Source organism: Bradyrhizobium sp. 41S5, assembly GCF_011516665.3.
GTDB classification, from domain to species: Bacteria; Pseudomonadota; Alphaproteobacteria; order Rhizobiales; family Xanthobacteraceae; genus Bradyrhizobium; species Bradyrhizobium quebecense.
Genome location: NZ_CP083721.1, coordinates 6090881 through 6117744, shown reverse-complemented (window position 1 = coordinate 6117744; position 26864 = coordinate 6090881). Strand labels below are relative to the sequence as shown.

23 protein-coding genes are annotated in these 26864 nt (G+C 64.5%); 15 read left to right on the top strand and 8 right to left on the bottom strand.

Features of this window, described 5'->3' with window-relative positions; genetic code table 11:
- Positions 1-17: 17 nt before the first annotated feature.
- On the bottom strand, positions 18-758 hold the full coding sequence (locus HAP47_RS29465) for a carboxymuconolactone decarboxylase family protein (protein WP_173643063.1): 741 nt from the start codon (positions 756-758) through the stop codon (positions 18-20).
- A gap of 880 nt (positions 759-1638) precedes the next feature.
- The gene (locus HAP47_RS29460) at positions 1639-2100 is read right to left on the bottom strand and encodes an Lrp/AsnC family transcriptional regulator (protein ID WP_024579268.1); all 462 of its coding nucleotides are present in this window, start codon (positions 2098-2100) and stop codon (positions 1639-1641) included.
- A gap of 131 nt (positions 2101-2231) precedes the next feature.
- On the opposite strand from HAP47_RS29460, the gene HAP47_RS29455 reads away from it, so the two are divergent.
- Both HAP47_RS29455 and HAP47_RS29450 read left to right on the top strand, forming a co-directional pair.
- Positions 2232-4598, top strand: coding sequence for a transketolase (locus HAP47_RS29455; RefSeq protein ID WP_173641573.1), 2367 nt, complete (start codon positions 2232-2234; stop codon positions 4596-4598).
- 329 nt (positions 4599-4927) lie between these two features.
- Positions 4928-6361, top strand: a complete 1434-nt coding sequence (locus HAP47_RS29450) for an aldehyde dehydrogenase family protein (RefSeq protein ID WP_173641574.1) — start codon at positions 4928-4930, stop codon at positions 6359-6361.
- Positions 6362-6589: 228 nt separating this feature from the next.
- On the opposite strand, the gene HAP47_RS29445 is transcribed toward HAP47_RS29450, so the two are convergent.
- Positions 6590-7552 (bottom strand): SMP-30/gluconolactonase/LRE family protein, encoded by a 963-nt coding sequence (locus HAP47_RS29445; protein WP_173641575.1) that lies wholly within the window; start codon positions 7550-7552, stop codon positions 6590-6592.
- Positions 7553-7677: 125 nt separating this feature from the next.
- On the opposite strand from HAP47_RS29445, the gene HAP47_RS29440 reads away from it, so the two are divergent.
- The gene (locus HAP47_RS29440) at positions 7678-8499 is read left to right on the top strand and encodes an NAD-dependent epimerase/dehydratase family protein (protein WP_173641576.1); all 822 of its coding nucleotides are present in this window, start codon (positions 7678-7680) and stop codon (positions 8497-8499) included.
- On the opposite strand, the gene HAP47_RS29435 is transcribed toward HAP47_RS29440, so the two are convergent.
- Both HAP47_RS29435 and HAP47_RS29430 read right to left on the bottom strand, forming a co-directional pair.
- Positions 8500-9069 carry an invasion associated locus B family protein gene (locus tag HAP47_RS29435; RefSeq protein ID WP_173641577.1) on the bottom strand — a complete coding sequence of 190 codons (570 nt, stop codon included), beginning with the start codon at positions 9067-9069 and terminating at the stop codon, positions 8500-8502.
- Between the two features lie 34 nt (positions 9070-9103).
- A complete protein-coding gene (locus HAP47_RS29430; protein WP_173641578.1) occupies positions 9104-9796 on the bottom strand; it encodes a GntR family transcriptional regulator in 693 nt (230 codons plus the stop codon).
- A 172-nt stretch (positions 9797-9968) separates the two neighbouring features.
- Here HAP47_RS29430 and HAP47_RS29425 point away from each other — a divergent pair, with 172 nt between their 5' ends.
- From HAP47_RS29425 to HAP47_RS29410, 4 genes are all read left to right on the top strand, one after another.
- Positions 9969-11672: an IlvD/Edd family dehydratase gene (locus HAP47_RS29425; protein WP_173641579.1), complete on the top strand. Its 1704-nt coding sequence runs from the start codon at positions 9969-9971 to the stop codon at positions 11670-11672.
- A gap of 164 nt (positions 11673-11836) precedes the next feature.
- On the top strand, positions 11837-12838 hold the full coding sequence (locus tag HAP47_RS29420; protein WP_173641580.1) for a TRAP transporter substrate-binding protein: 1002 nt from the start codon (positions 11837-11839) through the stop codon (positions 12836-12838).
- A gap of 160 nt (positions 12839-12998) precedes the next feature.
- A complete protein-coding gene (locus HAP47_RS29415; protein WP_173641581.1) occupies positions 12999-13583 on the top strand; it encodes a TRAP transporter small permease in 585 nt (194 codons plus the stop codon).
- Positions 13580-14920: a TRAP transporter large permease gene (locus HAP47_RS29410; RefSeq protein ID WP_173641582.1), complete on the top strand. Its 1341-nt coding sequence runs from the start codon at positions 13580-13582 to the stop codon at positions 14918-14920. The genes HAP47_RS29415 and HAP47_RS29410 overlap by 4 nt, the downstream gene beginning before the upstream one ends.
- Positions 14921-14928: 8 nt before the next feature.
- Here the strand turns inward: HAP47_RS29410 and HAP47_RS29405 are convergent, their stop codons facing one another.
- Entirely contained in the window at positions 14929-15720 is a 792-nt protein-coding gene (locus HAP47_RS29405; protein WP_173643064.1) for an enoyl-CoA hydratase/isomerase family protein, read from the bottom strand.
- Positions 15721-15978: 258 nt separating this feature from the next.
- On the opposite strand from HAP47_RS29405, the gene HAP47_RS29400 reads away from it, so the two are divergent.
- Positions 15979-17196 (top strand): NAD(P)/FAD-dependent oxidoreductase, encoded by a 1218-nt coding sequence (locus HAP47_RS29400; protein WP_173641583.1) that lies wholly within the window; start codon positions 15979-15981, stop codon positions 17194-17196.
- Here the strand turns inward: HAP47_RS29400 and HAP47_RS29395 are convergent.
- Together HAP47_RS29395 and HAP47_RS29390 are read right to left on the bottom strand one after the other, a co-directional pair.
- Entirely contained in the window at positions 17141-18130 is a 990-nt protein-coding gene (locus HAP47_RS29395; RefSeq protein WP_173641584.1) for a ribokinase, read from the bottom strand. The genes HAP47_RS29400 and HAP47_RS29395 overlap by 56 nt on opposite strands.
- A 21-nt stretch (positions 18131-18151) precedes the next feature.
- Positions 18152-19045 carry a sugar kinase gene (locus HAP47_RS29390; protein ID WP_173641585.1) on the bottom strand — a complete coding sequence of 298 codons (894 nt, stop codon included), beginning with the start codon at positions 19043-19045 and terminating at the stop codon, positions 18152-18154.
- A gap of 222 nt (positions 19046-19267) precedes the next feature.
- Here HAP47_RS29390 and HAP47_RS29385 point away from each other — a divergent pair, with 222 nt between their 5' ends.
- From HAP47_RS29385 to HAP47_RS29355, 7 genes are all read left to right on the top strand, one after another.
- The gene (locus tag HAP47_RS29385; RefSeq protein ID WP_173641586.1) at positions 19268-20125 is read left to right on the top strand and encodes a VOC family protein; all 858 of its coding nucleotides are present in this window, start codon (positions 19268-19270) and stop codon (positions 20123-20125) included.
- A 334-nt stretch (positions 20126-20459) separates the two neighbouring features.
- On the top strand, positions 20460-21116 hold the full coding sequence (locus HAP47_RS29380; protein ID WP_231168459.1) for a TetR/AcrR family transcriptional regulator: 657 nt from the start codon (positions 20460-20462) through the stop codon (positions 21114-21116).
- A gap of 299 nt (positions 21117-21415) precedes the next feature.
- Positions 21416-22225 carry an ABC transporter permease gene (locus HAP47_RS29375; protein WP_092124973.1) on the top strand — a complete coding sequence of 270 codons (810 nt, stop codon included), beginning with the start codon at positions 21416-21418 and terminating at the stop codon, positions 22223-22225.
- Between the two features lie 60 nt (positions 22226-22285).
- A complete protein-coding gene (locus HAP47_RS29370; protein WP_173641588.1) occupies positions 22286-23284 on the top strand; it encodes an ABC transporter substrate-binding protein in 999 nt (332 codons plus the stop codon).
- A 151-nt stretch (positions 23285-23435) separates the two neighbouring features.
- On the top strand, positions 23436-24284 hold the full coding sequence (locus HAP47_RS29365) for an ABC transporter ATP-binding protein (protein ID WP_173641589.1): 849 nt from the start codon (positions 23436-23438) through the stop codon (positions 24282-24284).
- 14 nt (positions 24285-24298) lie between these two features.
- Positions 24299-25702, top strand: a complete 1404-nt coding sequence (locus HAP47_RS29360; RefSeq protein WP_173641590.1) for a hypothetical protein — start codon at positions 24299-24301, stop codon at positions 25700-25702.
- A complete protein-coding gene (locus tag HAP47_RS29355; RefSeq protein ID WP_173641591.1) occupies positions 25699-26850 on the top strand; it encodes a Gfo/Idh/MocA family protein in 1152 nt (383 codons plus the stop codon). The genes HAP47_RS29360 and HAP47_RS29355 overlap by 4 nt, the downstream gene beginning before the upstream one ends.
- Positions 26851-26864 lie beyond the last annotated feature (14 nt).

Here is a 26864-nt window from a genome sequence, read left to right as displayed (position 1 = left end):
GACGAGTGCCTTTGGCCTCAGTGGGGACGTCTTGCAAAGACATCTTTCGCGACGGGCATCGCCGAAAACACGTTCGGCCAGCCGACATAGAACGCCAGTTGCGTGATTGCCTCCGAGGCCTCGGTCTGGGTCAGGCCGTTATCCATCGCCCGGTTGAGGTGCGGCGTCAGCTGCGCGGTCTGCCCATTGGCGATCAAGGCGCTGACGGTGACCAGGCTGCGATCTCTCGGTGCGAGATCCGGGCGTAGCCACAGATCACGGAACAACACATCGGTGGTGTATTGCACGACCCCCGGAAACGTCGCGCCGAACTGTTCCTCGACGAAAGTGGCGCGTTGTGCCTCGGCCGCTTCGTTGATCGGCAGCAACGTCACGGCGACAGCGGGCAGCTCTTCGGCGCCGAAATTGCGGGCAGCGAAGACGTCTTTTGCAACAGCGACCGCCGACATCGCATTGGCCCAGCCGGCATAGAAGGCGAGATGGGTGATGATCTCCGAAATCTCGCGCGGCTTGACGCCGTTATCGAGCGCCAAATTTAAATGATACGCTAGCTCGATGGTCTGGTTGCGCGCAATCAACGCTGCCAGCGTGACGATGCTGCGATCGCGCGGCGCGAGCCCGGGGCGCTTCCAGACATCGCCGAGAAGACGGTTATGGGTGTAGGCGTCGAGCGCGGGAGCGACCTTGCGCAATTCGTCAGAGGTCAGCATCGGCTTCGATCCGGTCATCGCGGTCTCCGTTGTGGTTGCGGGCGCCATCGACGCCAGCGACAGCAATGCGAAAGCGGCGATGTAAGGCTTCACGGGAATCTCCTGTGACGGACATCCCGAGTATCGGTCCGCTCGGGCTCACCTGCGACAAACCAAGTTCCCGCTGTCGCGAGAGGATTTGTCCTGCCGACCGATCGAGGCGATCACTGTCTGTCAGCACTGTTATATTGAGTGGCCCGTCATGCGATTAGATGGGTGAATTCGTATGGACTTATGAAAGCGGCTTATGAATTGTCGCGCCATGCCCATGCTGCAGCGGTGTCTGGCCGCACGCCAATCACTGAGTTGCCCGACGACGCAAGTCACCGTCGCGAAAATATTTCGCTTTATCCGAACTGCAACTCGGTGTATGGTTCGCCCGTCTCACCCGACACGAGGGGCGCTTCGCGGTCGTCACGAACGTGGGTTGAGATGCGGTGGACGCTGATTGCGCAACTGACGAGTGCGCACGAGGCGGACGGTGAAGTCGTGTGGTCCTGACGCCCTAGCGGCCGGTGTCTCCCCGCAAGACGCGCAAGCGTTTTTGCGGAGGCGGTGACAAGCAAGCCCAGTCTCGCCGGGGAGAGCACGAAGTAAGCCGTAACCCATCGCGCAGGGAAAGCCGGAATGCTCCGGTTACACCTGTGGTCCTACCCCCCGAGCTTTCTACCCATTGCTCGGGGCCCATGGGTGCGATCGGCACCCGGCTTTCCCTGCGCCCTCTTCGAGGAGAGGACGAAACGAAATGCAAAACTCGGACAGATTATGTCGCGAGAATGTGGATGTTTGACTGAAATGTGGATGTTTGACTGAAATGTGGATGTTTGACTGACAAGCCGCGCCACACGCTCGCTGTCGTCCCGGCGAAGGAAGCTCCCAACCAACGCCCTCACACAGGCAACGCCGTCGAATACTTCACCTGGCTCAGCGCGAAACTCGACTCGATCGAGGCGATGCCGTCGAGCCGGGTCAGCTTGTTCTTCAGGAACGCCTCATAGGAGGAGAGGTCGGCGGCGACGACGCGCAAGAGATAGTCGCGGTTGCCGGTCATCAAATAGCACTCGAGCACCTCGTCCCATTTCGAGATCGCGCGCGCGAAGCGGTTGAGGTCTTCCTCCTTCTGCCGCGCCAGCTTGATCGAGATGAAGACCGAGACATGCAGCCCGAGCGATTTCTGGTCGACGGTTGCGATGTAGCGAGAGATCACGCCGCGCTCCTCGAGCAACTTGACCCGGCGGTGGCAGGGCGACACCGACAGCCCGACCTTGTCGGCGAGTTCCTGCATGGTCATGCGGCTGTCGGTCTGGAGCAGACTCAGGATCTTGCGGTCGATGGCGTCGAGGGCAGGCATTGGGATGAACTCGTTAGTTGAGGCGGGATCGTGGGAATTTATCCCAATTTTTCCTGTGCTGTCGCGCGGAATTGAGATTTTCGGCGGCCGCCGCGGCAGTAACATCGGGCATATCCGCCCGGAGCATCGCCATGGGAATCGCGCCTGAACGCCTCGACATGCTGTCCGCCCTGGCCCGCAAGGTGCTGTGGCTGTCGTCGTGGACCATCCATCACGCCAACCATGTGCGGCCCTCGACCGACGGACTGAAAGTCGGCGGCCATCAGGCCTCGTCGGCCTCGCTCGCCAACATCATGTCGGCGCTTTATTTCTCGGTGCTGCGACCGCAGGACCGCGTCGCGGTGAAGCCGCATGCGAGTCCGGTGTTCCATGCGATCCAGTATCTGTTCGGCCACCAGACCCGCGACAAGCTGGAGAATTTCCGCGGCTACAAGGGCGCGCAGTCCTATCCGTCGCGCACCAAGGACACCGACGACGTCGACTTCTCCACTGGCTCAGTCGGTCTCGGCGTGGCGCAGACGCTGTTCGCCTCGCTGGTGCAGGACTACGTCAAGGCGCATGGCTGGATGAAGGACCGGCCCGAGGGCCGCATGATCGCGCTGGTCGGCGACGCCGAGATGGACGAGGGCAACATCTTTGAGGCGCTGCTCGAGGGCTGGAAGCACGGCCTGCGCAACACCTGGTGGGTGGTCGACTACAACAGGCAGTCGCTCGACGCCGTGGTACGCGAGGGGCTGTGGGCCAAGTTCGAGACCATGTTCCGTAATTTTGGCTGGGACGTGGTGATCGTGAAGTACGGCAAGCTGATGCTCGAGGCGTTTGCCGAGCCGGGCGGCGAGGCGCTGCGGCGCTGGATCGACAATTGCCCGAACCAGATGTACGCGGCGCTCTGCTTCCAGGGCGGCGCGGCGTTCCGCAAGCATCTGCGTGACGATATCGGCGACCAGGGCGAGGTGTCGGCCCTGATCGATCGCCGCAACGACGAGGAGCTGCTGGCGCTGATGTCGAACCTCGGCGGCCACGACATGGCGAGTATGATCGAGGCCTTCGAGGCGATCGACCATGATCGTCCGGTGTGCTTCATCGCCTACACCATCAAGGGCGTCGGTCTGCCGATGCAGGGCCACAAGGACAACCACGCCGGCCTGATGACGGTGGCGCAGATGGAGAAGTGGCGCGCCGCGCAGAACATCCGCACCGGCCACGAGTGGGACAAGTTCGAGGGCCTGTCTCAGGAGCCCGCGAAGCTCGAGGCGTTCCTGGCGGAGGCGCCGTTCAACCGCGAGGGACGCCGCCGTCTCTCGGCGCCTGAAATCGACGTGCCGGAGCGGCTGGCCTTCAAGGCCTCCGCGCAGATGTCGACGCAGCAGGGATTTGGCCTCGTGCTGCATGAGCTGGCACGCGGCGACAGCGAGCTTGCGTCGCGCATCGTCACCGTTTCGCCCGACGTTACGGTGTCGACCAACCTCGGCGCCTGGGTCAACCGCCGCGGCCTGTTCGCAAAGGCGGAGAACCACGACCTGTTCCGGCAGGAGAAGATCCCGTCCGCCTACACCTGGGAATATTCGCCGAAGGGCCAGCATCTCGAGCTCGGCATCGCCGAGATGAACCTGTTCATCATGCTCTCGGCGCTCGGCCTGTCGCACCAGATCAACGGCGCGCGGCTGCTGCCGGTCGGCACGCTGTACGATCCCTTCATCGAGCGCGGGCTCGATGCGCTGAACTACGCCTGCTACCAGGACGCCCGCTTCATGGTGGCGGCGACGCCGTCGGGCATCTCGCTGGCGCCGGAAGGCGGCGCGCATCAGTCGATCAAGACGCCGCTGATCGGGATCGGGCAGGACGGGCTAGCCTCGTTCGATCCGGCCTTCGTCGATGAACTTGCCGTGATCATGGGCTGGGGGTTTGGCCACATGCAGCGCGAGGGCGCCGAGGGCGGTTCGGTTTACTTGCGACTCTCGACCCGGACGCTGGAGCAACCGCAGCGGATCATGACACCGGACCTGCAGCGCGCCATCACCGATGGCGCCTACTGGATGCGCAAGCCGGGCCCGAACTGCGACATCGTCGTTGCCTATACCGGCACCGTCGCGCCGGAAGCGATCGAGGCGGTCGGCCTGATCGGCGAGAGCCACCGCGATGTCGGTCTCCTGGCGGTAACCTCTGCCGACCGGCTCTATGCGGGTTGGTCCGCCGCGCGGAATTTCCGCCGCGACCGCCGAGGCACGCAGCATTTGAGTCATATCGAGCGCATGCTGGCGCCGCTCGACCGCGACTGCGGCATCGTGACCGTGATCGACGGCCATCCGGCCTCGCTCGGCTGGCTCGGCAGCGTGCGCGGCCACCGGGTCGAGGCGCTCGGTGTCGAGCATTTCGGCCAGACCGGGACGATCGGCGACCTCTACCGCCACTATGGCATCGACGCCAACGCCATCATCGATGCGGCGGAAAGCCTCTCGGTCGGCGCCCCGGTGCGGCATCGCAAGATGGCGGTGTAGTTTCACCTTCCCCTGGAGGGGGAGGGTCGTTGCGCATGAAGCGTAGCGGAATGCGCAGCGGGGTGGGGTGATCTCTCTCCACTCGGGTACTGTCGGATGTGGAGAGACCGTCATCCCACCCCGCCGCTCATTTCATTCGCGTCGACCCTCCCCCTCCAGGGGAGGGTGAAGTAGTCTTGTCACTCGCTTGCCTGCGACATTATATGCCGTGGGCGTGCACGAGCCGCGCCCCGCATATGGCGGGTTCAATTCGCCCTGCTTTCGTGCAAGGATGCCTGCCGAACGCTTTCCGTTCCCCTTATCCATACGCCCCCTACAAGAGGTTTCCGATGGTCAATCGTATGCAATTCTACATCGATGGCGCCTGGGTCGATCCGGTCGTCAAAGGCAAGTCCACCCCCGTCGTCAATCCGGCGACCGAAGAAGCGATGTATGAGGTTGCACTCGGCTCCAAGGCCGATGTCGACAAGGCAGTCGCCGCCGCCAAGCGCGCGTTCGAGACCTATTCCCGGACCAGCCGCGAGGAGCGCATCGCGCTGCTCACCAAGATCGTCGAGGTCTACAAGGGCCGCATGAAGGAGATCGGCGCCGCCGTCTCCGACGAGATGGGTGCTCCGCTGCCGATGGCCGAAAAGCTCCAGGCCGGTGCCGGCCTCGGCCATCTCATGAACACCCTCGAAGTGCTCAAGAAGTACGAGTTCGAGGAGACCATGGGCACCGCCGTGATCGTGCGCGAGCCGGTCGGCGTCGTCGGCATGATCACGCCCTGGAACTGGCCGCTCAACCAGATCGCCTGCAAGGTCGCGCCCGCGCTCGCCGCCGGCTGCACCATGATCCTGAAGCCCTCCGAGTTCACCCCGACCTCGGCGCTGATCTTCGCGGAAATCCTCCATGAAGCCGGCGTGCCGAAGGGCGTGTTCAACCTCCTCAACGGCCTCGGCCCGGAGGTGGGCGCCGCGATGAGCGAGCACCCGGACATCGACATGATCTCGTTCACCGGCTCGACCCGCGCCGGCGTCGATGTCGCCAAGCGTGCGGCGCCGACCGTGAAACGCGTCAGCCAGGAACTCGGCGGCAAGTCGCCGAACGTGATCCTCGAGGGTGCTGACCTCGTCAAGGCGGTGACCGGCGGCGTGATGCACATGTTCAACAACTCGGGCCAGTCCTGCAACGCGCCGTCGCGCATGATCGTGCCACTCTCCAAGATGAAGGAAGTGGCCGCGATCGCGAAGGGCGTCGCCGACAAGACCAAGGCCGGCGATCCGCGCGCCGACGGCATCACGATCGGTCCGGTCGTCAACCGCGGCCAGTGGGACAAGATCCAGGCGCTGATCCAGAAGGGCATCGACGAGGGCGCAACGCTCGTCGCCGGTGGCCCGGGCCTGCCCGAGGGCGTCAACAAGGGCTTCTATGTCCGTCCGACCATCTTCGCCGACGTCACCAACGACATGACTATCGCCCGCGAGGAAATCTTCGGACCGGTGCTGACCATCCTCGGCGCCAAGGACGAGGCTGAGGCGGTGAAGATCGCCAACGACACGCCCTATGGCCTCGCCGGTTACGTCTCGGCCGACACCGTGGAAACCGCGCGCCGCGTCGGCCGCCAGATCCGCGCCGGCAACGTCAACCTGCAGGGCGTGCCGAACGAACGCAGCGCGCCGTTCGGCGGCTACAAGCAGTCCGGCAACGGCCGCGAGTGGGGCCGCTACGGTCTGGAAGAATATCTCGAGGCCAAGGCGGTCGCTGGCTACAACGCCGCGTAAGCCGAGCTAAGAGAGACACGATTTTGACGCCGGGGCGGATCACCGCTCCGGCGTCAGACGTTTTGGAAGGTAGAAGTTCTTATCGTCGCCCCGGCGAAAGCCGGGACCGATTACCACAGGGCCTCGTTTTGCGAACAATGCGGCCCCAGCGTGCCAAGCCAAGATCCATCGGTGGTTATGGGTCCCGGCCCCAAGTGCGCAATTGCGCACTAAGGCCGGGACGACAAACTAACCGCCGAGCACGCCTTGGGTGTTGACGTAGAGCGCATAGATCGACTGGCTGGCCGCCATGAACAGGCGGTTGCGCTTCAGTCCGCCGAAGCAGAGGTTGGCGCAGCGCTCCGGCAGTGCGATGCGGCCGATCATGGCGCCGTCGGGCGCGAACACGACGACGCCGTCGAGCTCGGGATCGCCCATGCCCCAGCCGCACCACAGATTGCCGTCGATATCGCAGCGCATGCCGTCGGGCGTGCCGGGGCCGGCATCGATGAACACGCGCTTGTTCGAGATTGTCTTACCGTCGGCGGAAACGTCATAGGCCAGGATCTTGCGGTTCGGCTCGCCGCGGGATTCCACGACGTAGAGGATTTTCTCATCCGGCGAGAAGCACAACCCGTTCGGGCCGAGCACGCCCTCGGCGACGATGCTGGCCTTGCCGGTTTCGGGGTCGAGCCGGTAGACGTTGGGCTCGATCTCCGGATCGGCCTTGTAGCCTTCGTAATTGCCGAGCAGGCCGAAGATTGGATCGGTGAACCAGATCGCGCCGTCGGATTTCACCACGACGTCGTTCGGCGAGTTCAGCCGCTTGCCGCCGAAGCAATCGATCAGCACCGTGATCGATCCGTCATATTCGGTGCGCACCACGCGGCGGCCGCCATGCTCGCAGGTGATCAGCCGGCCCCGGCGGTCGCGGGTGTTGCCGTTGGCGAAGTTCGACGGCTTGCGGAAGATGCTGAGCGCGCCGGTCTCTTCTTCCCATTTGAGGATGCGCTGGTTCGGGATGTCGCTGCACAACAGATACCGGCCGTCGCCGAACCACACCGGGCCTTCGGCCCAGCGCAGGCCGGTGGCGATGCGCTCCACGGCGGAGAGCTTCAGCCAGTATTTTTCGAAGCGCGGGTCGAGCGCGTGGATCGCGGGATCGGGATAGCAGGTCGCGGGACGCCAGCCGGCGGAATGAACATCGGACATTTGCTGTTCTCGTTGTTGTGTTTCGATGGTGTTTCCTTGAGCGCATGGTTTGCTATCATCGTCGGCCTGCGACCGCAATTCGGTCCAATGATCCCCTTGAGCAAACAGGAAAGACGAGGGACGGCATGCCACGCATATTGATGACCGGCGCATCGGGTGGAATCGGCACGAGCCTGCGCAAGCTGCTGCCGCCGATCTATCCGGATCTCCTGCTGAGCGACATCAAGAAGCCCTCCGATCTCGGCAGCAACGAAAAGTTCAAGGCGGCCGATCTCGCCGACCTCGCAGAGGTCGAGGCGATCTGCGAGGGCGTCGACGGCATCCTGCATTTCGGTGGCTATTCGGTCGAAGGTTCCTGGGATGCGATCCTGCAGGCCAACATCATCGGCGGCTACAATCTGTTCGAGGCGGCGCGCAAGCAGGGCGTCAAGCGCGTGATCTTCGCCTCATCCAATCATGCGGTCGGCTTCTACCCGCGCCATCACCGCATCGGCACCGACGTCACCGCGCGGCCGGACAGCCGTTATGGGGTGAGCAAGGTGTTCGGCGAAGGTGTTGGCGCGCTCTATGCCGACAAGCACGGCATCAAGGTGACCTGTATCCGGATCGGCAATTTCGGCGAGGCGCCGCTCGATCACCGCAGGCTGTCGATCTGGCTCAAGCCCGAGGATCTGGTTCAGCTCTGCCGGATCGGGCTCGAACATCCCGACATTCATTTCGAGATGCTGTATGGCGCGTCCTACAACGAGCGCTCGTGGTGGGACAATCACCGCGCCTACGATCTCGGTTATCGTCCGAGCGGCCGTGGCGAAGACTTCCGCGAGCATGCGATGGCCGAGCAGGCCAAGTTGCCGCCGGATCCCGTCGGCGACTTCTACCAGGGCGGCACGTTCTGCAGCATGGAGTTCGACGGCGACAGGACGAGGGTGATCGACTGGAAGAAATGATCAGTCGTCGCACTGCGGCAGTTGCTTCACAGTCTCGGTGTGCTGGCGCTGCGGCTCATTCGAGCTTTGTCCCGATGCCTTGGGCGCGCTGCCGGGCCCGTCATAGGTCTGCGAAAAGTGCGCGAGCGGGAAGTTGAGGCTGATCTTCTGCCCGGTCAGGTTCTTCGCTTCCAGCACGATCGCTTGCGCGTGTTTCAGCCGCTCGATCAGCTCGCCATTGGCTTCCAGCGTTCCGCCGCAACCGAGCGTGTAGCAGTGCGTCCTGGCGATCTGCATCGGTTCGTCCTGATCGATGCGGAGGCTGATCGTGCCTTCCAGCATGGTCCGCGTTCCGACATTGGCGGTGAGCAGCGCGCGCGTGCTGGTCTGTGGCGAGATGCTGATGGTGCCGCCAGACGGCGCACACTGGCCGCGCGCGGCGGCGGCGACGAAGCAACTCGCCTCGGTCAGGCAGGTCTTGGTCCAGGGCTCATAGGTGAGCTCGGTTGCACGCGGGTCGGCCGCGTCGGCGATTCCGCCCAGCGCAAGCTGCACGGCGATCGATCCCATCAACAAGGCCACGTAGCGCATCGCCGTCTCCTTCATGAGGAGGCCGCGTATCGCGCTATTGCGGCTTTTTGTCGTTGGAGATGCGGACGAGATAGTCCGCCTTGCTGTACTGCATGTGATCGACGCAGAGCTGCGCCAGCGCCCAGCTGTCGCGGCCCCTCAAGAGCTCGATCATCAGTTCGTGCTGGCGGCGCGACAATGCGAGGCCTTCGCTGTCGGCGAGGTTCTTGGCGCGCATCGGCAACGTCAGGTTCATGTAGTCCTGCAGCGAGCGGACCAGATAGGGATTGCCGCAGGCGGAGAACAGCGCGAGGTGGAATGCATCGTTGGTTTCGTGAATGCCGCGCATGTCCTGCGCGTCGGCCTTGAGGCAGTAGTGCCGTTGCAGCTCGCTCAATTGCTCGATCAGGCTGTCAGGCGCGGGCAGCGCAATCATCAGCGCGGCCTGGCGCGTCAGCATCTCGCGCACCTCGTAGATCTGCCGCACTTCCTCGGCCGAATAGAACCGCACCGTGGCGCCGACATTCTTCTCGCGCAGCACGATGCCCTGGCGTTCGAGCTGGAACAGCGCCTGGCGGACGAAATGCCGGCTCGCGCCGTAGCGCTGCATCAGGGTATCCTCGACCAGCCGCAGGCCGGGCGCGAAGCGGCCGAAGATGATGTCCTCCTCCAGCCGGCGGATCACTTCCGCCTGTTCCTCCTCCCGCGAGGGGGCCTGGATATCGGGCAAGGTGGGCTCGGCTTTCATGCGCTCTCGGCTTCGGGGCGGTACCTGAAGTCAGCATGACGCCATGGCTATTGTCAATAATGGGGGCGATTTTGCCGCAGACCAGCTGCGCTGCTCCGCCAGATTATCTCATATTGACAATAATTCCTGCCGCTCCTTAAGTGCGGCCGAACAACCACGGGAAGAGAAGAAAATGGCCGACGGACTTCGCAAGGGACTGACCAGCTATGGTGACGCCGGCTTCTCGCTGTTCCTGCGCAAGGCTTTCATCAAGGCGATGGGTTATTCGGACGATGCGCTCAATCGCCCGATCGTCGGCATCACCAACACCTACAGCGACTACAATCCCTGCCACGGCAACGTGCCGCAGATCATCGAAGCGGTGAAGCGCGGCGTGATGCTGTCGGGTGCGATGCCGTTCGTGTTCCCGACCATCTCGATCGCCGAGAGTTTTGCGCATCCGACCTCGATGTACCTGCGCAATCTGATGGCGATGGATACCGAGGAGATGATCCGCGCCCAGCCGATGGACGCGGTGATCGTGATCGGCGGCTGCGACAAGACCCTGCCGGCGCAGCTCATGGCCGCCATCAGCGCCGATCTGCCCACGGTCGTGATTCCGGTCGGCCCGATGGTGGTCGGTCATCACAAGGGCGAGGTGCTGGGAGCCTGCACCGACTGCCGCCGGCTGTGGGGCAAGTATCGCGCCGGCGAGATCGACGATGTCGAGATCGAGGCGGTGAACGGCCGCCTCGCGCCGTCGGTCGGCACCTGCATGGTGATGGGCACCGCCTCCACGATGGCCTGCATCACCGAGGCGCTCGGCCTGTCGCTGCCGATGAGCGCGACGATCCCGGCGCCGCATGCCGAACGCTTCCGCTCTGCGGAGGCCAGCGGACGCGTCGCCGCCGAAATGGCGAAGGCCAAGGGGCCGAAGCCGAGCGAGATCCTGACGCCGTCGTCGTTCCGCAACGCCCAGGTCGTCATGCAGGCGATCGGCGGCTCGACCAACGGGCTCATCCATCTCACGGCGATTGCCAACCGCTCGCCGCACAAGATCGACCTCGAGGCGTTCGACAAGCTCGGTCGCGAGGTGCCCGTGCTGGTCGACCTCAAGCCGTCGGGTGAACACTACATGGAGCACTTCCATCATGCCGGCGGCGTGCCGAAGCTGATGGCGCAACTCGGCGACCTCATCGATCTCGATGCCAGGACGATCACCGGCCAGACCCTGCGCGAGGTCGTCGCCAACGCGGAGGACGTGCCGGGGCAGGATGCAATCCGCTCCAAGGCGAATCCGATCAAATCCGAGGGCGCGATGGCGATCTTGCACGGCAATCTCGCGCCGCGCGGTGCTGTCATCAAGCAGTCGGCGGCGAGCCCAAAGCTCCTGCAGCACACCGGCCGTGCCGTGGTGTTCGAGTCGGTCGAGGACATGACGCTGCGGGTCGACGACCCCGAGCTCGACGTGACCGCCGACGACGTGCTGGTGCTGCGCAACGCCGGGCCGAAGGGCGCGCCGGGCATGCCGGAGGCGGGCTACCTGCCGATCCCGAAGAAGCTTGCGCGCACCGGCGTGAAGGACATGGTCCGCATCTCCGATGCGCGGATGAGCGGCACGGCGTTCGGCACCATCGTGCTGCACATCACGCCGGAGTGCGCCGTCGGCGGTCCGCTCGGGCTGGTGCGCAACGGCGACATGATCCAGCTCGATGTTGCCAAGCGCAGCATCGACCTCCTGGTCGACGAAGCCGAACTGCAGAAGCGCCGCGCCGCGCTCGCCCCTGCCGGCACGCCGGATTGGGCCAAGCGCGGTTACGCGCATCTCTTCAATGAAACGATCCTGCAGGCCGACGAGGGCTGCGATTTCGACTTCATGCGCGCCAAGGGGAAGTAACTGGCAAGTAGCGCGCGTCGTTCGGCGAAGTTGTCGAATTATCGATAATTCCAGCGACGCAATGCGCGATAGCGCCCGCAGTCGTCCAACTGCCTCTGTTTTATTGACAATCCTGCCGGACTGGTGGGATGATCGCGCCAATCAAAAACAGGGGGAACGTCGCGATGGGCTATTCAGCCAGGATCGTCGGGATCGCCATGGCCGCGGCAGCGCTGCTGCTGTCCGCGCGCGCCGGCGCGCAGGAGGTCAAGCACTTCCGCTTCGCCTACGACCAGCCGCGCAACACCGGCTATTCGGTGGCCGGCGATCTCTTCGCCGAGAAGCTCAAGGAATTGAGCAAGGGGACGATGATCGTCGACCAATATCCCGGCGCGCAGCTCGGCCAGGAGCCGCAGCTGCTGCAGCTCGTGAAATCGGGCGATATCGAGTTCGCGATTGTCTCCTCCGCCAACACGGCGACGATCTCTCCGCAGGCCGGCGTGATGTCGCTGCACTTCCTGTTCCGCAACGACGCCCATGTGATCAAGGCGCTGGCGGACCCACAGGTGTTCGACGCCATCAGGACGATGATCGACGAGACCGCACAGGGCCTGCATGTGATCGGCACCGGTTCGCAGGGCGTGCGTCACATCTACAGCAAGAGGGAAATCCACAACGTCGGCGACCTCAAGGGCGTGAAGGTCCGGGTGCAGGCGACCGCGACCGAGGACACCATGTTCCCGGCCTATGGCGCGCAGACGGTGCACATGCCGTTCGGCAGCGTCTACACCTCGCTGCAGACCGGCGTGGTCGACGCCGCCGAGAACAGCATCAACGTCTATCTCGTCAACAAGCACTATGAGGTCGCGCCCGTGTTGTCGATCACCGAGCACGAGGCCAACAATGCCCTGCTGTTCGTCTCCGACAAGCTGTGGCAGAGCCTCTCCGCCGAGCAGAAGCAATGGGTGCAGGCCGCCGCCAACGAGGTCAGCGCCAAGGAGCCGCAGAAGGCCTTCGAGCTGGAGCGGAATGCGCTGACCAAGCTGAAGTCGTTCGGCGTCAAGGTGGTCGATGACGTGGACAAGAAGAGCTTCACCGCGATCGCCGATCCCTATCTCGACAAGCTCGCCAAGGAGCTCGGCCCGCACGCGGAGAAGATCAAGAACCTGATCCGCGCGATCAATTAGACCTGCGTCGTCTCGGCCGAGTGCGCGATTGCGCACGGGGGCCGGGACCCATACGCCGCGGCGTTTCAGTTGAGCGATTAGGTCGCCGACTTTCTGCAAACAACTTGAGCCGGGGGTTATAGGTCCCGGCTTTCGCCGGGACGACGAGGAATTTCGAGCCATGGCCATCGCCGACAGACTGGTGCTGCAACGGCAGCGGCATCTGAAATGGCGGGCGCTGGATCGGCTCGAGCTGATCTTGATGATGCTGTGCGGCCTGTTGTGCTTCGGCTTCTCGCTCTCGGTGACCGCCGACATCGTCACCCGCACCATCGGTCATCCCTGGCTGTGGCTGCAGGAGGTGACTTCGACGCTGTTCATTTACGCAATCTTCATCGGCGCCGCGGTCGCGACCAGGCGCAACGATCATCTCTATCTTACCGCGCTTTCGGAGGCGATGCATGGCAGGTCGCGGCTGGTCGTCGAGATCGTCATCAGGCTGGTGGTGCTGGGCGTCGCCTTTTGCCTGGTCTGGTACGGCTATCAAAATTACCTTCGCGGCTTCGGCAGTTTCCGGCTGCCGTCCGGCACGCCGATCGCGTCGCTCTATGCGGTGATCCCGCTGTCCGGCATCCTGATCGGCCTGTTCACGGTCGAGCAGCTCGTCAACGGCATCCGCAACGGATTTGAGCATCCGGAGCCGCCGGACGAGGATTTTGCGATTCCCGCGATCAACACCAGCACCACCACGGGAGTGAAGCCGTGAGCGCACCGGTCGTGCTGGTGTTGATGTCGTCCTGCTTCCTGTTCTTCGGTTATCTCGGCGTGCCGGTGCCGTTCTCCCTGATGGCGGGCGTGTTCGTCGGCGCGATGCTGTCCGATGTGTCGCTCGCCGCGATCATCCAGAAGATCTTTGACGGCGTCGATTCCGAGGCGCTGCTTGCGATCCCGTTCTTCCTGCTGGTCGGCGAGCTCATGAGCTCGGCGAATGTCGTGGTCCGCATTGCCAACCTGTCGGTCTCGCTGGTCGGTCACATCAGGGGCGGGCTGTCGCAGGTCGTCGTCGTGTTCAGCATGTTCTTCTCGGAGATGTCGGGCTCGACCACCGCCGATGTCGCTGTCATGAGCCGCGCGCTCGGCGGGCCGATGCGGCGGGAGGGCTATGAGCCGGCCTTCATCGCCGCGATCATCGCCTCGGCCTCGACAATCGCGGCGCTGGTGCCGCCCAGCATCACGGCCGTGGTCTATGGCGCGGTCGGCAATGTCTCGATCGCCGGCCTGTTCATGGCGGGCGTGGTGCCGGGGCTGATGATCGGCTTCGGGCTGATGATCTATTGCTATTTCTTCGGGCCGTCAGGCCTGCGCAAGCCGCGGGCGCCGCTGCGCCAGATCGCGTTCGCCGCCGGCGACGCTGCGCTGCCGCTGATGATCCCGGTGATCCTGCTCGGCGGCATCCTGACCGGCTGGTTCACGCCGACCGAGGCCGGCGTGGTGGCGGTCGCCTACATCATCCTCGTCGTGATCCCGGCGCTCAACCGCGGGCACCTGAAGAAGATCCCGTATGACTTCTGCCTGGCCGGCCTGATCTTCTCGCTGCCGCTGATCACGATCGGCGCGGCGAACGCATTTGGCTGGATGCTGGCCTATCTGCGCGGCGCCATCTACATCGCCGACTGGATCACCTCGATTGCGGGCAACGATCCGCATCTCATCATGCTGCTGATGGTGCTGCTGTTCACCGTGGTCGGCGACTTCATCGAGCCGGTGCCGACCATCATCATCTTCATGCCGCTGGTCAACGCGCTGACCCAGGCGGGGGACATCAACGGCGTGCATATGGGCGTCGTACTGATCGCGACACTCGCTTTCGGCCTGATCACGCCGCCCTACGGGCTCGTGTTGCTGATGGCCTCGAAATTCGTCGGCGTCAGCTTTGCAAAAGCGCTGCGGGCGGCGCTGCCGATCTACGTCGTGTTCCTGGTCACGATCTGCTTCACGATCTATTTTCCGAAGGTCGTGCTGTGGCTGCCCAAGCAGGTGATCCCGGAATCGGTCGGCTGCTTCAAGGCACCCGGCGGCAGCGGATACATCTGCCCGAACTAGCCCAACCTCTATTTCGACTTGCTGGTGAACTTCTTCACGGCGACGCGGAAATCCTCGGTGTGCATCGATGTGATGATCTTGTGTTCCTCGGCATCGAGCTGCTGCTTGATCGGCGTGGTGGCCGCCTGATAGACCAGCAACTTGGTCCCCGCGATCGCGGCGGGCGGATTTTTCGCCAGGCGCTCGGCGAGCTGCCGGGTGGCGGCCTTCAATTCGGTCGCGGGGACGGTCTTGACGACCAGCCCCCATTCGTAGGCCTGCTGCGCGGTGAAGCCGTCCTCGGCAAGGAAAATCTGCAGCGCACGACGGGTTCCGACCGTACCGACGATGCCGACCGTGCTGCCGCCGTCGGGCGATACGCCAATCTTGGCATAGGCGGGCGTGAAGCGGGCATCCTCCGCGGCGATGCACAGGTCGGTCACGAAGGCGAGGCCCATGCCGGCGCCGGCCGCCGACCCGTGCACGCTGGACAGGACGATCTTCGGCATCCGCCGAACCGTCTCGATGAAGGCGTGATAGTGGTGCAGCATCTCGCCGACCACGGGCGCGACGTTGTTGGCTTCGGTCGCAGCACCGATGGTTTGCAGGTCGCCGCCGGCGCAGAAGGCGCGGCCTTCGCCCTCGATGACCAGCACGCGGATGTCCTTGTTGGCTTCGACCTCGGCGCCGAGCTGCTCGAGCTTTTTGGCGATCGTCATGTCGATCGCGTTGAACGCGGCCGGCCGGTTCAGCGTGATGGTCGCGATGGCGCCGTCGATGCGGAGCAAAGCGGGGTCGTTGGGGGAGGTGGGATCGGGCATTTTGAGGACCTTGGGCTTGTTATTTCCGGACATTTAAGGCCTTGGCGGGAGCTGTGGCAATCCGGCAGGGGCTCGGAGGCGGCTTTCGGGTGTCCAGATTTGCCGGAGACCCCCTTGCATCAGCGCGAGCCATGGGGCCAAATGGCGTGCGCCTTCGGTACGCAGACACGAGCGCTGTGGTGACGGGGCACGCAAGCTAACATCGACAAGAGGAAACGGCATGGGTCACTCCTGCTCGCGCGTATTTGGGTTGTTCCGATGACAGGCTCGGTCATCATCGTCGGCGCCGGACATGCCGGCTTCCAGCTCGCGGCGTCGCTGCGCCAGGCCGGCTTCGCCGAGCGCATCGCGCTGATCAATGACGAAGGCCATTTGCCGTACCAGCGGCCGCCTTTGTCGAAGGCCTATCTGAAGGGGACCGGCGGGCCCGAGACCCTGATGTTTCGGCCCGACAAGTTCTACCAGGACAACAAGATCGAGCTGATCACCGACCGTGCCCATGCGGTCGACCGCAATGCGCGGAAAGTGGCACTCGCCTCCGGCGCGTCGCTCGACTACGGCCACCTGGTGTTCGCGACCGGCGCGCGGAACCGGCTGCTCGATATTCCCAACGCAAAGCTCGACGCCGTCCGCTACCTGCGTAACCTCGACGAGAGCCAGGCGCTGCGGGACTTGATCGCACCCGGCATGCGCGTCGTCGTGATCGGCGCGGGCTTCATCGGGCTCGAATTCGCGGCCACCGCGCGGGCCAAGGGCCTCGAGGTCGACGTGGTCGAACTCGCCTCGCGCGTGATGGCGCGCGCGGTGACTGCGGAGATCTCCGAGTTCTCGCAGTCGCGCCACAGCGCGGCCGGCATCCGGATTCATCTCGGCGTCCAGGTCACGGCGATCGAGGCCGATGGCGCCAAGGTCACCGGCGTCAGCCTGAGCAACGGGACGCACATCCCTGCCGATCTCGTCGTGGTCGGCGTCGGCGTGCTGCCGAACGTCGAGCTCGCCGCGGAGGCAGGCCTGCCGGTCGCATCGGGCATCATCGTCGACGAGCATCTTTCGACCGCCGATCCGCATATCTCCGCGATCGGCGATTGCGCGCTCTACACCAGCAAGCGCTTCGGCGGATCGCTGCGGCTGGAGTCGGTGCAGAACGCGACCGACCATGCGCGCTGCGTGGCGTCGCGGCTGACCGGCAAGACCGAGATCTATGACGGCCTGCCGTGGTTCTGGAGCGACCAGGGCCCCGACAAGCTGCAGATGGCGGGTCTCACCACCGGCTACGACCGCGTCGTGGTGCGCGGCGACCGCGCGCAGGGGGCGTTCTCTGCGTTCTGCTACCGGGGCGACAGGCTACTCGGCATCGAGTCCGTCAATCGCGCCGGCGATCACATGTTCGGCCGCCGGCTGCTCGGCGCGGGCGGCTCGATCACACCGGAGCAGGCGGCGGATGCGAGCTTTGATTTGAAGAGTGCGCTTTCCTAACAGCCTCGTCGTCCCGGCCGGGACGACTCGGGGAGAGAATAGCGGCCACCTCCTGCGCCGTCGGCATCGACGGCGCGGCCCCCATCCGTTGCACGCAGATCGAGGCGGCAATGTTGGCGTAAGCCAGCGCGTCGCCAAGCTGCTTGCCGATGGCGAGCTGCGAGGCGAGGGCGCCGACGAAGCAATCGCCGGCGCCTGTGGTGTCGACGGCCCTGACCTCGCGTCCGGGCACGAGCAGCGGTTGATCCTCGACCAGCGCCAGCACGCCGCGCCTGCCGAGCGTGACGCAGACGGTCTTGCCACGCCCCAAGGTTCGTGCCGCCTCGGCGATGCTGGCGGGGTCGTCGCTGTCGCGCAGCTCCGCTCCCGTGAGCAGGCCAAGCTCGGTCTCGTTGAGGATCAGGACGTCGACGAGATCGAGCAGCGCCTTGTCAATCTTTTTCGCCGGTGCCGGATTGAGGATCGTGGTGGCGCCGGCGGCCCGGGCGCGGCCGAAGAATGCGGCGATCGTCGGCAACGGGATCTCGAACTGGCTGACCGCGACGTCACCCTCCGCAAGCACGGGGGCTGCGACATCATCGGCATCGACCAGCCCGTTGGCGCCCGGCACGACGACGATCGTGTTGTCGGCATTGGCAAGCGTGATGATCGCCGTGCCCGAATGCGTGCCGCTGGTGTCCTTGAGGAAGCTGAGATCGACGCCTTGCGCGGCGAGGAAGGTTCTCAACTCCTTGCCGAACGCATCGGTGCCGAGCCGGCCGATCAGCGTGGTCGGCACGCCCTGCTTGGCCGATGCCACCGCCTGGTTTGCGCCCTTGCCGCCCGGAAAATACAGCACGGCCTCGCCGGCGACGGTCTCGCCTACCTTCGGATGGCGCTCGGCGGTCGCCACCACGTCCATATTGATGCTGCCGGCGACGAAGACGCGCCCCATGCCCAACCCCACTCCGTCCTGTCAGACTGCGGCGCCGAACTCCTGCTTGACCGCGGCGATGTCGGCGAGCGTCGGCAGGCCGGCCTCGTTGCCGAGCTTCTGGATCTTGTAGGTCGACGCAGCGCGCGCGAACTCAAAGTGGTCATGCCAGGCTTTGCCGGGATTGGCGAGGTAGGAATAGATGTAGGCGCCATGGAAGACGTCGCCGGCGCCGTTGGTGTCGATCACGCGCTTGCGCGGAATCGGCAGTGCCGGCAGCGTCTGCACCGTGCCCGCCTCGTCGTACCAGAGCAGGCCGCGCTCACCCATCGTGATGCCGCCGACCCGGCAGCCGCGGCTCTTGAGATAGTCGAGCATCTGCTCCGGCGTCTTGTCCATCTGCTCGCACAGTCGTTCGGCGACGATCGCGACGTCGATGAATGCGAGCAGCTCGTGGGTGTTGGTGCGCAGGCCACCGCCGTCGAGCGAGGTCAGGATACCGTCCTCACGGCAGAGCTTTGCGTAATGGATCGCGGCGTCCGGCTGGTGGCCGTCGATGTGCAGCGCGCGGCAGCCTTTGATGTTCAGCAGCGGAAAGGGATGGATGTGCTGGTCGTCACGGCAGCGGACGATCGCGCGCTTGCCGTCGTTGGGCATGATGAAGGACAGCGAGGACGAGTTCACCTTGCGGGGATGGAACGAGATGCCGTACCTGTCGGCCATGTCCCAGAACATCCGGCCCAGCCAGTCATTGGCCATGGTGGCGATCAGGTCCGGCTCGATGCCGAGCTTGGCGCAGCAGAACGCCGCGGTCACCGCGTTGCCGCCGAACGACACCGCATAGGCGTCCGCAACGTGCTTCTCGTCGCCGACAGGCATGTGATCCGTGATGAAGGTGACGTCGATATAGGTCTGTCCGATGAAGAGAGCCTGCATTCGCTTCCCGTGATCGCTTGGTGTGGTCCCGGCCGAAGATGAGACTAGCACCGCTGATCGGCCGATATCGCTGAAATTATTCGCAACCCTGCTTGGTTTACAGGTAGAGATGATGGATGTGCCGGGACGTTCTGGTATGCGGCATAACGGCCGGTGGCAGGCCGCGGTTCCGAGATTCGCAAGGAGAAGCACAATGACGGCAGATTCGGGGAGGCCAAAGCCATGATTACCGGTCTCGATCATGTCGTCGTCCTCACCGGCGACATTGCTGCCGCCAGTGCCGCCTACGAGACGCTGTTCGCGCGGGCGCCGGCCTGGCGCAACAGCGGCGACGGCGCCGACCGCGTGCTGTTCACGCTCGACAACACGACGCTGGAATTGATGGCGCCGCGCGGCGATGACGATGCCGCCCAGCGCGTCCGCAGCGCGCTCGTCACGCAGGGCGAGGGGCTTGCGAGCCTCTGCTTCCGCACCAGCGATATCGCCAGGACACACCGCAGGCTCGATCGGTTGACCCTGAAGCCCGAGCCCGTCGCCGAGGTCGAGAGCCGCGACGAGACCAGCGGCGCCACGCTGTCGTGGAAGCGGACGCGCGCGGCCACCGATGCGACGCGGGGTGTGCGCATGTTCTTCCTGGAGCGGGCGCAGGAGCGGCCGCTATCGGTGCGCACCACGCCGGCCTCGATCACCGCGATGGATCATGTGGTGGTCTCGACTGCCGACCCGGAGCGCGCCGCAGCGCTCTACGGCGCGCGGCTCGGGCTCGACATGGCGCTCGACCGGTCGCATCCCGAGTGGGGCCGGTTGATGTTCTTCCGCTGCGGTGACCTCGTGGTCGAGGTCACGCATCGGCCGAGCAAGGAAAACAAGGCGGACACGGACGCGCCGGACCGGTTGCGCGGCATCTGCTGGCGCGTCGCCGATATCGAGGCCACCCGCGCGCGGCTGGTTGCCGCCGGCGCCGATGTCTCGGAGATTCGCACCGGCCGCAAGCCCGGCACGCGCGTGATGACGGTGCGCAACGGCACGTGCGGCGTGCCGACGCTTCTGGTGCAGCCCTCACAGGGAAAGCCAGACTAGGCCGCGTTTCATGCGCGCGTCGTCCCGGCAACGTGCGTGCGACGGGCAAATGAGTAGCTATTTCCTTCGTCATTCCGGGGCGTGCGCAGCACGAGCCCGGAATCCATCAAGCCACATGTTCTGCGGATAAATGGATTCCGGGCTCGCACCCAGGGGCGCGCCCCGGAATGACGAAAGGGCCGTCGCGCTTGCGATGAATATTCCCGCATGGCCGTCACGACAACATTCGTTCTCAAACGCCGCGCGTCATGCTACATTCATCAGCCCAGCATCACGGGCAATCGATTTGGCGAAGGCAAAGCGGATACAGAGATGGCAGCGTGACCCCCAGGGGATGCGGCTGCGGATTCTCGAGGCGGCCAAGCAGGAATTCGCCGCCCATGGCCTCGCCGGCGCGCGGGTCGATCGCATCGCGGCCAATGCCGACGCCAACAAGCGCATGCTGTATTACCACGTCGGCAATAAGGAGGATCTCTATCTCGAGGTGCTTGAGGGCGCCTATGAGAAGATCCGCGCCGAGGAGCGCACGCTCGATCTCGAGCATCTCGACCCGCCCGAGGCGATCGCGCGCCTGATCCACTTCACATGGAACTATTTTCTGCGCAATCCCGAGTTCCTGGCGCTGCTGAACACGGAAAACCTCGCCAAGGCAAAGCACCTGAAGCGCTCGAGCAAGGTCAAGTCGATGCACTCGCCCTTTGTCGAGATGATCCGCACCGTGGTGACGCGCGGGGTCGAAAGCGGCGATTTCCGCGTCGCGGTCGATCCGGTGCAACTCTATATCTCGATCGCCGGGATGGCGTTCTTTTATCTCTCCAACAGCGCCACGCTGAGCGTGATCTTCGGCCGCGACCTGCTCAAGAAGGACGCCCGCGACGAGCGGCTCGAGCACATGACCGCGCTGGTGCTGGCGGCGCTGACCGGCAAGTCCACCGCAGCGTTTGGCAGCGCGATGCCGCCGCTGCGCGCAGCGGAACACCGGGTAGTTTAAGTTGCCGAGTTGACCACGACCTTCATTGCGAGGAGCAGAGCCACGAAGCGATCCATGCCGCAACACGCGGAGGAAATGGATTGCTTCGTTCCCCTCGCAATGACGCCGTAGCCCGGACGGAGCCATCGGGCGCGCGTTCGCGCGACCCGTTGGCTTCATCCGGGCTACCGACCATCAAAAATCTCGCCTGACGAAAGTAGCGTGCTTCGGCGCGATTTTGCCGCGTGCCGGGGGCTGGACAGTATTTATCCAACGGGTTAATTTCTACTCGAACGAGAGAGACTGGAAGGGAGCGTGAGGTGGCGGAGGCAAAGAGCCCTTCGGGCGTGTCGAAGGTGCTGAATGCGGCGTGGGTGCGTCCGTTCCTGTTCCTGGTGGTCATCGTGGTGGCCTGGGACCTCGCGATCCGCCTGTTCCATATCCCGGCCTATCAGATCCCGTCGCCCGGCGACGTCGTCGCGGTGCTGTGGAGCGACTGGCCGGAGTTGCTGCGGCAGTCCTGGCCGACCACCTATGCGACGATCTGCGGTTTCCTGCTCTCGGCACTGTTCGGCATTCCCACAGCGATGCTGATCGCGGGCTCGAAGACGGTCGAGAGCTACGTCTATCCGCTCCTGGTGTTCTCCCAATCGGTGCCGAAGATCGCGATCGCGCCGTTGTTCGTGGTGTGGTTCGGCTTCGGCATCATCCCCAAAGTGATTTCCGCGTTCCTGCTCGGCTTCTTCCCCGTCGTGGTCTCGGCGGTGCAGGGCTTCAAGTCGGTCGATCCCGACATGGTCGATCTGGCGCGCGCGATGCAGGGCAGCCGATTCAAGGTGTTCTGCGCGGTCAACCTGCCGCATGCGATGCCCGCGATCTTCTCCGGCCTGAAGGTCTCGGTGACGCTCGCCGTGGTCGGCGCGGTGGTCGGCGAGTTCGTCGGCTCCAATTCGGGCATCGGCTACGTGATGCAGCGCTCGATCGGCACCTTCGACCTGCCGACGATGTTCGCGGCGCTGGTGATCCTGGCGCTGCTCGGCGTCATCCTGTTCTGGATCGTCGACCGCATCGAGAGGCTGGTGATCCCCTGGCACGTCAGTCAACGCGACGACATCATCTTCGCGTCCTAGCGCAGCAACCGGACAAGCGGCCCAGACAAGGGCCGCGGTACAATAAGAGGGAGAACAACCATGAAGCGTTTGATTGCGGTCGCCGGCGCCGCACTGGCCTGGACTGCGCTTGCGGTGGCGCCCGTGTCCGCGGCCGACAAGGTCGTGCTGATGCTGAACTGGTACGTCTATGGCGAGCACGCGCCGTTCTATTACGGCAAGGCCAAGGGCATCTATGCCGCCGAAGGCATCGACCTCGAGATCCAGGAAGGCCGCGGCTCGGCCGCGACCACGCAGGCGGTGGCGGCCAAGACCGCCGATTTCGGCTATGTCGACGTGCCCACCATGATGCGCGCGGCGGTGAAGGGCGCGCCGGTCATCGCCACCGGCGTGCTGCTGCAGACCAGCCCGATGTCGGCGATGGGCTTTGTCGACAAGAACATCAGGAAGCCCGAAGACATCAAGGGCAAGACGGTCGCGATCACGCCGGCGGATTCGATGACGCAGATCTGGCCGCTGTTCCTGAAGAAGACCGGGCTGAAGGAAAGCGACTTCCAGACCGTCGCCGGCGACGGCCAGACCAAACTCAACGCCGTGATCAACGGCCAGGCCGATCTGCTGCTCGGCTACGTCATGGACCAGTCGATGAAGATCAAGGACGCCACCGGCAAGGACGTCTATCCGATCAAGTTCGCCGACTACGGCATCAACATGGTGTCGTCGGGCATCATCGCGAACTCCGACTATGTCAAGGCCAATGCCGACCTGGTCCGCCGCTTCATGTCGGCGACCACCAAGGCGGTGGAAGCCGCGGAGAAAGAGCCGAAGGCGGCCGCGCAGTCGATCCTCGACGCCAACCCGAAGGGCGGCAAGATCGACACGCTGACGCAGGGTTTCGAGCTGACGATCCCGCTCTATCGCACGGCGGAGACCAAGGCCAAGCGGCCGTTCCAGGTCACCGACCAGAACATGACCGAGTCGGTCAACCTGATGGTCGAATATGGCGGCCTCGACGCCAAGGCCAAGGCCAATCCGAAGGCGTTCTACACTAACGACTATCTGCCGAAGGGTAATTCGTGAGCCACAAATATCCCCGGTCGTCCCTGCGCAAGCAGGGACCCATAACCACCAGCTTCAATTGTTGCGGAAGGTCTCGACCCGCGTGCCCGAAGGCGAGGGCACGGCGTATGGGTCCCTGCTTGCGCAGGGACGACGCGTCGAGAGGCCTGCGATGAACCCGGCGATCAAGCCAATCCATATCGACCAGCCCGCCGCGCATCTGCGCCTGGTGTCGGACCGCGCGGCCGGCGCCACGCCGGGCATCAAGCTGTCGGGCGTGTCGAAGACCTACCGGTCGCGCGACGGCGACGTGCCGTCGCTGCGGCCGCTCGACTTCACCATCAATGACGGCGAGTTCTTTGTCGTGGTCGGGCCTTCCGGCTGCGGCAAGTCCACGCTGCTGAAGATGATCTCGGGCCTGTTGCCGCCAACGACCGGCGAGGTGCTGGTCGACGGCGAGCCGGTGACCAGGCCGCACGGCAATGTCGGCATCGTGTTCCAGAACGCGCTGCTGCTGCCGTGGCGCAACATCCTCTCCAACGTGATGCTGCCGATCGACATGAAGCAGCTGCCGCGGGACAAATATCTTGCCCGCGCCAAGGCGCTGCTGAAGCTGGTCGGGCTCGAGGGTTTCGAGAAGAAGCTGCCCTGGCAACTGTCCGGCGGCATGCAGCAGCGCGCCTCGATCTGCCGCGCGCTGGTGCACGATCCCAAGATCATGCTGATGGACGAGCCGTTCGGCGCGCTCGACGCCATGACGCGTGAGCGGATGAATGTGGAGCTGATGCGGATCCAGCGCGAGACCGGCAAGACCGTGCTCCTGATCACGCACTCGATTCCGGAAGCCGTGTTCCTCGCCGACCGCGTTCTCGTGATGACCGAGCGGCCCGGCGCGATCGCCGCGATCTACGACGTGCCGATGCCGCGGCCGCGCTCGCTGGAGACGATGTCCGATCCGGTCTTCACCGAGCTGGTGCAGCGGATCCGCAAGCATTTCTTCACGCAGGGGTCGCTGGACTAACACCCGAGTCTCCAATGCCGCTTCGTCTCAAAGTCAATGATATCGCCTTCTTTGAACGGCCGCTGGTGTTCGCCCGGCCGTTCCGCTTCGGCGCCGTGACGATCACGGCGTCGACGCAGCTGTTCGTGCGGGTCGAGATCGAGGTGGAGGGCAAGGGCCGCGCCACCGGCGCGAGCGCCGAAATGCTGGCACCGAAATGGTTCGACAAGCGGCCGCATATGACGGAGGCGCAGTCGCTCGACGGCCTGCGCCGTTCGCTTGCGATTGCCCGCGAGTTCTATCTGGCGAACCGGAGTTTTGAGACCGCGTTCGGGCTGCACGCCAGCTGTATCGGCCCGCAGGTTGCGGCCTGCGCAGCGGAGGACATTCCACCGCTCGCCGCCGGCTTTGGCCCGGCCGAGATCGACAAGGCGATCCTGGATGCGCTGTTGCGCGCGGCCGGCGCGAACTTGTTCGACGGCATGACCGGGAATATCGCCGATATCGACGCGCGGCTGACGCCGGATCTCGACGACGCGGCTATCGCGCGGTTCCTAGCGACCCGCAAGCGGCTCGATCGTGTCGCCGTCCGGCATACGGTCGGGATGGACGACAAGGTTGAAGGCGAGGGCGGCGTCGCCGACGCAGGCGAGAATGCTGGTGCGCGCTATTTCAAGCTCAAGCTGAACGGCGATCCCGCCCATGACGCGGCGCGGCTGGCGCGGATCGGCAGCGAGCTCGCAAGGCTGCCTTACGCCACTAAAGTCACGCTCGATGCCAACGAGCAGTATGCCGACCTTGCCGCACTGGGCGCGCTGGTCGACCGGCTCGACCACGATGCGGCGCTTGAATCGATCGCGGCAAGCTTGCTCTACATCGAGCAGCCGATGCCGCGCGATATCACGAAAGCCTCGCCGCTCGGGGGATTGGCCGCGCGGAACTTCATCATCGACGAGGCCGACGATTCCTACGATGCATTCCCGCAGGCGCGGGCGCTCGGCTATCGCGGCATCTCCTCGAAATCGTGCAAGGGCATTTACAAGTCTATCATCAATGCGACGCGTGCGGCGGCGTGGAGTGCCGATGGCCGGCATTTCATCAGCGGTGAGGACCTGACCTGCCAGGCCGGGCTCGGCGTGCAGCAGGATCTCGCGCTCGGCGCGCTGATCGGCGTCACCCATGCCGAACGTAATGGACATCATTACGTCGACGGCTTTGCCGACACCCCGGCCGATGAGGCCGACGCCTTTCTCGCCGCGCATCCCGATCTCTACACGCGCGCCGGCGGCAAGGTCCGCCTCGCGATCCATGACGGCGATCTGCTGACGGGGTCGATCGCCGCCGTACCGGGCTTTGCCAGTTCGGTCCATCCGGACTGGTCCACCATGCAGCCGCTCAAGCGGCCCACACCACGCGTTTCGCAGGAGCAGACAGTATGACGACCAAACGCCTCGGCCTGATCATGAACGGCATTACGGGCCGGATGGGGCTCAACCAGCATCTGATCCGCTCGATCGTTGCGATCCGCGAGCAGGGCGGCGTGCTACTCGCGAATGGCGACCGCATCATGCCCGATCCGATTCTGGTCGGCCGCGATGCCGAGAAGGTCGCCGGCCTGGCCAAGCGCTTCAACATCGAGCGCCACACCACCGATCTCGATCGCGCGCTGGCCGACAACGGCGATACCGTGTTCTTCGACGCGGCCACGACGCAGGCGCGGCCTTCGTTGCTGACCAAGGCGATCAACGCTGGCAAGCACGTCTATTGCGAGAAGCCGATCGCGACCAATCTCGAGGAAGCCGTTGCGGTGGTGAAACTCGCCAATGCCAGGGGGCTCAAGCACGGCACGGTGCAGGACAAGCTGTTCCTGCCGGGCCTGAAGAAGCTCGCCTTCCTGCGCGACTCCGGCTTCTTCGGCCGCATGCTCTCGGTGCGCGGCGAATTCGGCTATTGGGTGTTCGAGGGCGGCTGGCAGGAGGCACAACGGCCGTCGTGGAACTACCGCGCCGAGGACGGCGGCGGCATCATTCTGGATATGGTCTGCCACTGGCGTTACGTGCTCGACAATCTGTTCGGCGAAGTCGAGAGCGTGGTCTGCATCGGCACGACCGACATCCCCGAGCGCTATGACGAGAAGGGCAAGAAGTACCAGGCGACGGCTGATGATTCCGCCTACGCCACCTTCAAGCTGAAGGGCGGCGTGATCGCGCATATCAACATGAGCTGGGTGACGCGCGTCTACCGCGACGATCTCGTCACCTTCCAGGTCGACGGCACCCATGGCTCGGCGGTGGCGGGCCTGACCGACTGCATGATCCAGGCGCGCCAGGCGACGCCGCGGCCGGTGTGGAATCCGGACGAGAAGCGCATGCACGATTTCTATGCCGACTGGCAGAAGCTCCCCGAGAACTTCGTCTACGACAACGGCTTCAAGGAACAGTGGGAGGTGTTCATCCGCCATGTCTGCGAGGATGCGCCCTACAAATACACCCTGCTCGAAGGTGCCAAGGGCGTGCAGCTCGCCGAATGTGCGCTGCAGAGCTGGAAGGAGCGGCGCTGGGTCGACGTCGCGCCGATCGTGGTCTGAGAAAGGACGTTGTC